Source organism: Tahibacter caeni, assembly GCF_024609805.1.
Lineage (GTDB): Bacteria > Pseudomonadota > Gammaproteobacteria > Xanthomonadales > Rhodanobacteraceae > Tahibacter > Tahibacter caeni.
The window spans coordinates 1-6,742 of the sequence record NZ_JANFVR010000265.1; the positions used below are offsets into that span (position 1 = coordinate 1).

General features: G+C 68.6%; 8 protein-coding genes. 3 read left to right on the forward strand and 5 right to left on the reverse strand.

The window, feature by feature from the left end; translation table 11 throughout:
• Nucleotides 1-607: 4-hydroxy-tetrahydrodipicolinate reductase (gene dapB / locus NON22_RS18155; RefSeq protein WP_257388364.1), on the reverse strand; the 607-nt coding region annotated here is incomplete at its 3' end.
• 192 nt (nucleotides 608-799) lie between these two features.
• On the reverse strand, nucleotides 800-2,788 hold the full coding sequence (locus NON22_RS18160; protein ID WP_257388365.1) for an SDR family oxidoreductase: 1,989 nt from the start codon (nucleotides 2,786-2,788) through the stop codon (nucleotides 800-802).
• Nucleotides 2,789-3,092: 304 nt separating this feature from the next.
• Between NON22_RS18160 and NON22_RS18165 the strand changes: the two genes are divergently transcribed.
• Nucleotides 3,093-3,350, forward strand: a complete 258-nt coding sequence (locus NON22_RS18165; protein WP_257388366.1) for an acyl-CoA-binding protein — start codon at nucleotides 3,093-3,095, stop codon at nucleotides 3,348-3,350.
• A gap of 37 nt (nucleotides 3,351-3,387) precedes the next feature.
• Nucleotides 3,388-4,020 (forward strand): TetR/AcrR family transcriptional regulator, encoded by a 633-nt coding sequence (locus NON22_RS18170; RefSeq protein ID WP_257388367.1) that lies wholly within the window; start codon nucleotides 3,388-3,390, stop codon nucleotides 4,018-4,020.
• 301 nt (nucleotides 4,021-4,321) lie between these two features.
• On the opposite strand, the gene NON22_RS18175 is transcribed toward NON22_RS18170, so the two are convergent.
• Nucleotides 4,322-4,891, reverse strand: a complete 570-nt coding sequence (locus tag NON22_RS18175; RefSeq protein WP_257388368.1) for a DUF2239 family protein — start codon at nucleotides 4,889-4,891, stop codon at nucleotides 4,322-4,324.
• Nucleotides 4,892-5,105: 214 nt separating this feature from the next.
• Here NON22_RS18175 and ykgO point away from each other — a divergent pair, with 214 nt between their 5' ends.
• Nucleotides 5,106-5,231, forward strand: a complete 126-nt coding sequence (gene ykgO, locus NON22_RS18180; protein WP_133821755.1) for a type B 50S ribosomal protein L36 — start codon at nucleotides 5,106-5,108, stop codon at nucleotides 5,229-5,231.
• A gap of 89 nt (nucleotides 5,232-5,320) precedes the next feature.
• Here ykgO and NON22_RS18185 read toward each other — a convergent pair whose 3' ends face one another.
• On the reverse strand, nucleotides 5,321-6,532 hold the full coding sequence (locus NON22_RS18185) for a DUF1501 domain-containing protein (protein WP_257388369.1): 1,212 nt from the start codon (nucleotides 6,530-6,532) through the stop codon (nucleotides 5,321-5,323).
• 10 nt (nucleotides 6,533-6,542) lie between these two features.
• Nucleotides 6,543-6,742, reverse strand: a 200-nt coding sequence (locus NON22_RS18190) for a hypothetical protein (protein WP_257388370.1), incomplete at its 5' end; no start/stop codon positions are given.

The window sequence follows — 6,742 nt, forward strand, 5'->3', positions numbered from 1 at the left end:
TGCTCTTCCGTTCCTCTGCTCTTCCGATCTCGTGGGCCGCGACCGCGTCGAGCGCGATGCCGCGGCCCTGGGCGACCGCTTCGCCGAGGCTCAGCGCCGTGCCCGAGGGCGCGTCGAGCTTGCGCCGGTGATGCATCTCGACGATCTCGCAGTCCCATTCCGGCAGCACGCGCGCGGCCATGCGTGCGAAGCGCAGCATCAGCGCGACGCCGAGGCTGAAGTTCGAGGCCCAGAGCACCGGTATGGCCTGTGCCGCGCGGCGCAGTTCGGCCAGTTGCGCGCTGGACAGTCCGGTCGTGCCGCTGACGAAGGCGACGCGGCGCTCGCGCGCGAGCGCGAGCGCGCCTTCGAAGGCCTGCGGACCGCTGAAGTCGATCAGCACGTCGACCGGCGTGTCGGGGTCCAGCGCCGCACGGAACTCGAGATCGCCGGCCTGGGCGCCGAGCAGTTGGCGCAGCGGCGCGTCGACGAGCGGCGAACCGGGCCGCACCAGTGCCGAGGAAACGCCGAGATCGCGGCGCGCGGCCGCCGCGCGCAGCAGCGCCTGCCCCATGCGGCCGGCCGCGCCGTGCAGGGCGATGTGAATGAAGCGGTCGGGCTCGCGCATCGCGGACTTCCTGGAGGAATCAGCCGCGATTGTCGGCGGCGGCCGCGGGCGCGGCAACGGCATTAGTTCGCACCGCCGATGCAGGCCGGCAGGTCGCCGGGACCTGCAACGGCAGGCTCCGCGTTCGCGACGCGCGGCCGTGGTCCGATCCGGCGCGAGCGGAACCGGCACGGACCGGTTCCGCCTGCCCTGCTACCAGTGCACGCCGCGCATCAGCGCGGCGACGGCGATCTGCTCGTTGGTCGGCTGCTCCAGTTCGGCGCGGCCGGCCATGCCCTTGGCCGCGGCCGAATCCGGGAACAGGCGGAACGCCGAGTTCATGATGATCTCGTAGGCCCGCGGCGCCAGCGAATAGAGGATCGAGGCGAAGATGCCCAGGCGCGTCGCGATGCGCACGGGACGCTCGACGATGGCCTCGACGACGAGATCGGCGGCCTCTTCCGGCGACAGGGTCGGCACGTGGTCGTACATCTTGGTCGGCGCGATCATCGGCGTCTTCACGAGCGGCATGTTGATCGTCGTGAAATGGATGCCGAGGTCGGAATACTCGGCCTGGGCACAGCGCGAGAACGCATCGAGCGCGGCTTTCGACGCGACGTAGGCCGAGAAGCGCGGCGCATTCGTCAGCACGCCGATCGACGAGATGTTGATGATGTGGCCGCGGCGCTTCTCGGACATGGCCGGCAGGAAGCCCATGATCAGACGCAGCGCGCCGAAGTAGTTCAGCTGCATCGTGCGTTCGAAGTCGTGGAAGCGGTCGAAGCTCAGCGCGATCGAGCGGCGGATCGAACGGCCGGCGTTGTTGACGAGTACGTCGACGCCGCCGTGGTCGGCCACGACCTGCTTGACGAACGCGTCGCAGCTGGCCATGTCGGAGAGATCGACGACGTAGGTGAAGCAGCTGCCGCCGGCGGTCTCGATCTCCTTCTTCGCGGCGGCCAGCTCGTCCTCGCCGCGCGCGCAGATGACGATCTTCGCGCCGGCCGCGGCGATCTTCAGCGCGACGGCCTTGCCGATGCCCGAGGAACCGCCGGTCACGACGACGACGCGGTTCTTGACCTTGCCGCTCAGCGAGTGATCGACGAACAGGTCGGGATCGAGATGGCGCTCCCAGTAGTCCCAGAGGCGCCAGGCGTAGTCCTCGAGCTTGGGCAGCCTGATCTTCGATCCCTTCAAGGCGCGCTCGGTCTCGCGGCAGTCGAAGCGCGTCGGATAGTTGATGTACTTCATGACTTCGCGCGGTATGCCGAAGTCGCGCAGGATCACGCTGGTGAAGCGCCTGATCGGCGGCAGGCTGCCGAGCGCCGCACGTATGCCCTGCGGAATGAACGCGAACATGCGCGCATCCAGGCGCATGGTCATCTGCGGCGCATGGCCGGCGCGCGCGAACACGTTGAGCACTTCGCCGATGCGCCGCGGCGCCGGATCGGTCAGGTGGAAGGTGTGGCCGTCGAGGCCGGCCTTGTGCGCGATGTGGTCCATCGCCGCGGCGACCCAGTCCACCGGCACGAGGTTCAGGCGCCCGCCCTCGAGGCCGATCGTCGGCATCCACGGCGGCAGGGTCTGGCGCAGTTTCTTGATCAGGCGGAAGAAGTAGTACGGGCCGTCGATCTTGTCCATCTCGCCGGTCGCCGAATTGCCGATGACGATGCCGGGACGATAGACGCGCCAGGGCCGCGCGTATTCCTTGCGCACGAGGCCTTCGGAATCGTGCTTGGTGCGGAAGTACGGATTGTCGAGCTCCTCGGCCTCGTCGAACATGTCCTCGCGGAACACGCCCGGATACAGGCCGGCCGCGGCGATCGAGCTCGTGTGGTGGAAGCAGCCGGCCTTGACCGCGTCGGCGAGCTCCATCGCATGGCGCGTGCCGTCCATGTTCGCGACGTGCTGGCTCTGCGCGTCGGCGGTCAGGTCGTACAAGGCCGCGAGATGGAAAAAGTGCTGCACCTTGCCGGTCAGCGTCTTCAGCTGGGCGGGCGTCACGCCGAGGCGCGGCTTGGACAGATCGCCGGTGACCGCGACCAGGCGTTTCTCGTCGGCGCCGAGGCTCTCGCGCAGCTGTTCGAACTTGTCCGCGGAGCCCTTGCGCACGAGGCAGTAGATCGTGCCCTTGCGCTTGAGCAGATTGGCGACGAGATGACGACCGATGAAGCCGGTAGCACCGGTGACGAAATAGGTCATTCGTTTCCCCTTGCGATTTCGCACCGGCATCGCGGCGCGCCTGAGACGGGCCTGCCGCCCGCAGCGATGAGCGACCGGCCATGCGCCGCCGGCATCCGCATCGCGCGACGCCGCAGCGCATCCCTCTCCCTCACGTCTCTCCTTCCGGAGCATAAGATAGTCCCGCCGCGGATCGCTTTCCAAGCGGGCTTGGAGCACGCGCTGCAACAGCCCGCAAGTCGCGTTGACCGTCCTGGGGACGCGTGATACAAGCTCGCATTCACCGCACGTGCAGATGCGGGAACCGATCCCCCGAGAGCGAGCCATGTCCGACCTGACCAGCAAATTCGAGGAAGCGGCGAAGAAGGCGATGAGCCTGCCGGAGCGCCCCGACAACGACACGCTGCTGAAGCTGTACGCCCTCTACAAGCAAGGTTCCTCCGGCGACGTGTCGGGTCCCAAGCCCGGCTTCTTCGATTTCGTCGGCACGGCCAAGTACGAGGCCTGGGCCAAGCTCAAGGGCACCAAGCCCGAAGAAGCGATGCAGAAATACGTCGACCTCGTGAAGAAGCTGGGCGGCTGATGCACGCGGCGTGGCGCGGACTGCGCGGAGATCGCTGATGGCCCGACGTACGCGCGAGCGCATCCTCGAAATCGCCCTGGTGATGTTCAACTCCCAGGGCGAACCCAACGTGACGACGAATCACATTGCCGACGAGCTCGAGATCAGCCCCGGCAATCTCTACTACCACTTCCGCAACAAGGACGACATCGTCGAGCAGCTGTTCGCGGCGTACGAGACGCGCATGGACGAGGCGCTGCGCGTGCCGCAGGAACGCCTGCCGAACCTCGAAGACATCTGGATGCAGCTGCACGGCGTCTTCGAGTGCATGTGGGACTATCGTTTCCTGTATCGCGACCTCGTCGACATCCTGTCGCGCAACCGCAAGCTCAAGCTGCACTTCGGCCGCATGCTCAACCGCGCCGCGACGAGCGCGTCGGAAGTCCTCAAGGGACTGGCCCAGGCCGAGATCCTGCGCGCGACCGCCGACGAGATCCGCGCGAGCGCCGAGAACGTGCTGCTGCTGACGACGTTCTGGCTGAACTTCAACGCCGTGCGCAACTCGCGCGCCGACCCGAGCCAGGAAGACCTGAACCAGGGCATCTACCAGGTCATGCTGCTGATCGCGCCGTTCCTGCGCGATGCGGAGCGGCTGCATCTGAATACGCTTGCGCAGGCGTATAGGCGGTAAAGGCCGGGAATCGGGAATGGGGAATCGGTGGGCAGCGCAGCCCAGCCCATGCCCTCCGGCCGATTGGGCATTCAGGGCCGAAGCAACCGGCGGTTCTGAGTGACGACTTTCCTTCCGCCGCAGAGTTTTTTCGCTGCTTCTTCGCTCTGCGTTTCCGATGCTCGATTTCTCGAGCGTGCGGGATCGAGCCCGGCGTCACGCGGCTCCTGCGATTCCCTACTCCCTACTCCCTACTCCCTACTCCCTACTCCCTACTCCCTACTCCCTATTCCCCATTCCCGCCCGCACCGCACCGCTCCGGTTACGCCTCGCCGGCGAGAGCAGGCCTGGCCAGCCGCCGCGCATGATCCCGGACATCGTCGGGCCAGGTCGCCGTGAACGTCTCGAAGCGCGCCGCATCGCCGGCGAACAGGGCACGCAACGCTTCCTCGTAGCCGGGTTCGTCGCCGGCCATCGCGGTCATGAAGCGATGGGCCGATTCCTGCGCGCGGCGCCGGTTGCCGCCGCCGTCCTCGCGGCGGGCCTGTTCAACGAGACGCCGCAGGGTCACCGAGGCGCCGCCGGGCTGTTCGGCCAGCCATTCCCAGTGCCGCGGCAGCAAGGTCACCTCGCGCGCGACGACGCCGAGCCTCGGGCGGCCGCGCGCCGGCGGCCCGGTCTCGACCGGCTGCAGCCGCGCGACGACCTCGTCGGCGTCGCCGCGCCAGTCCACGTCGATGGGCTTGCTGGTTTCGGCGTCGAACACTTGGGTCTCGGCGACGCGGTCGGCCAGTTGTTCGCAGCTGCTGCGGACGGCGTCGGCCAGCGGTCCCGCCGCGATGCGGCGCCGGCCATGGAACACGATGCAATAGATAGGAGCGAGAGGATGCATGAGGGGGATCTCCGGTGGACGGCCGGAAATTTACCCGGACTATATTGATTCCGTCAATATCGCCCGGGTAAATATTGCGCGACTTGGCCCGGCGCCGGCATTGCGGCAGACTCGCCGGTCCTCGCGTCGCCGATTCCCGGCCGCGCTTTGCAAAGCCGGCGGCGGGCTGCTATTCTCGCGCGTCTTTGTGCAAGCTGTTTCGAGGAGCTACCCCATGAAAGTACTGAATTCGCTGAAGTCCGCGAAGCAGCGTCACCGCGACTGCAAGGTCGTGCGCCGCCGCGGCAAGGTCTTCGTGATCTGCAAGAGCAACCCGCGCTTCAAGGCGCGCCAGCGCTGAGACCACGGCAGACGCCGGAATGCATGAAGGGCCGCTGACCAGCGGCCCTTTTTGTTGGTCGCCGCGGCAGCATCGCCGCCGCCATAGGCTCAACCGCGGAACAGGCCGAGCTCGCGCGGATCGCCGTAGCCCGGAAACACCTGGTCGAGCGCGGCCTCGCCGCGACGCTTGCGCAGCAGCTCGCGCAGCACGACGCGATAGTCCGTCGTGATCGCGAGATCGCCGTCGTCGAGATCGGCCTCGCCGAGCCCGGGCCAGTCGGCGACCACCTGGCCGCCGGCCACGCCGCCGCCGAGCACGAACAGGCAATTGCCCTTGCCGTGATCGGTGCCGCCCGAGGCGTTCGGCACGACGCGCCGGCCGAACTCGCTCATGCTGACCAGGCAGACCCGCTCCATCGCCGCGCCGAGGTCCGTACGGAACGCCGCGACCGCGGCCGCGAATTCGGCGAGCAGCGGCGCCAGACGATTCAACTCGTCGTCGTGATGATCCCAGCCGCCGATGTCGACGGTCGCGACCTCCAGACCCACGCCGGCCTTGATCAGCTGCGCGATCTGCTGCAGCTGGCGGCCGAACGGCGTCGCTGGATAGACCGCGCCGTCGGCCGGCGCGTACTGGGCCGGATCGGCTTGTTCGAGTTCGGCCATCGCGCTGAACGCGGTCTGCGCGACCGTGTCGAGGCTGCTGCCGGAGGCATGCAGTTGCTGCAAGGTCGCCTCAAGCGCGTCGGCGCGCGGCGAGCGCGTGTGCAGCGCGAAGCCGTCGAAGGTGTCGATGCCGAGCACCGGCGCCGGACCGCTCAAGGATCGCGCGACCGAGGTGCCCATGCCGACACCCTGGAAATCCGACGCCGCGCCGCGCGCGGCGAGATGACGGTTGAGCCAGCCGCTGACCAGGCCCGAGCCGTCGAACACGGCGCGCTCGAGCAGATCCTGGCACGTGAAGTGCGAGCGGCTGCCGGTCGGGCCGCCGGCCGCATGCACGAGCGCCAGCTCGCCGGCCGCATACAGGGGCTGCAGCGGCGCGAGCGCCGGGTGCAGGCCGAAACGCGCCTGCCCGGTGAGCGGCAGCACGTCGGCTTCGGCGACGGCCACGGTGCGGCGGCGGTCGTAATAGGCCGCATCGCCGGCCGGCACGACCACGTTGAGTCCGTCCATGCCGCCGCGCTGGAACACGACGACGAGCACGTCGCGCACAGGCGTCGTGCTCTGAGCGAACAGGCGGCGCGAGCCGAGCAGCGGCAGGCCGGCCGTGATGCCGGCGAGCTTGAGGAAGCGGCGGCGGGATTCGTTGCGGGCCATGGTCCTGTCCTCAGCGGTACTGGTGGTACGGCGATGCGAGCAGCAGCGCGGCCAGCTCGCGCGCGGTCGCATCGAGCCGAGCCGGTGCGAGCGGCTGCGCCGGATCGGCGCCGGCCGCCGCATAGGCGACGAGCAGATCCCGCGCCGCGTCCGCGAGCGGCCGGTGCAGCAGCCGCGCCGCGAGCCGGTCGACGAGCGCGGCCGGCGTCG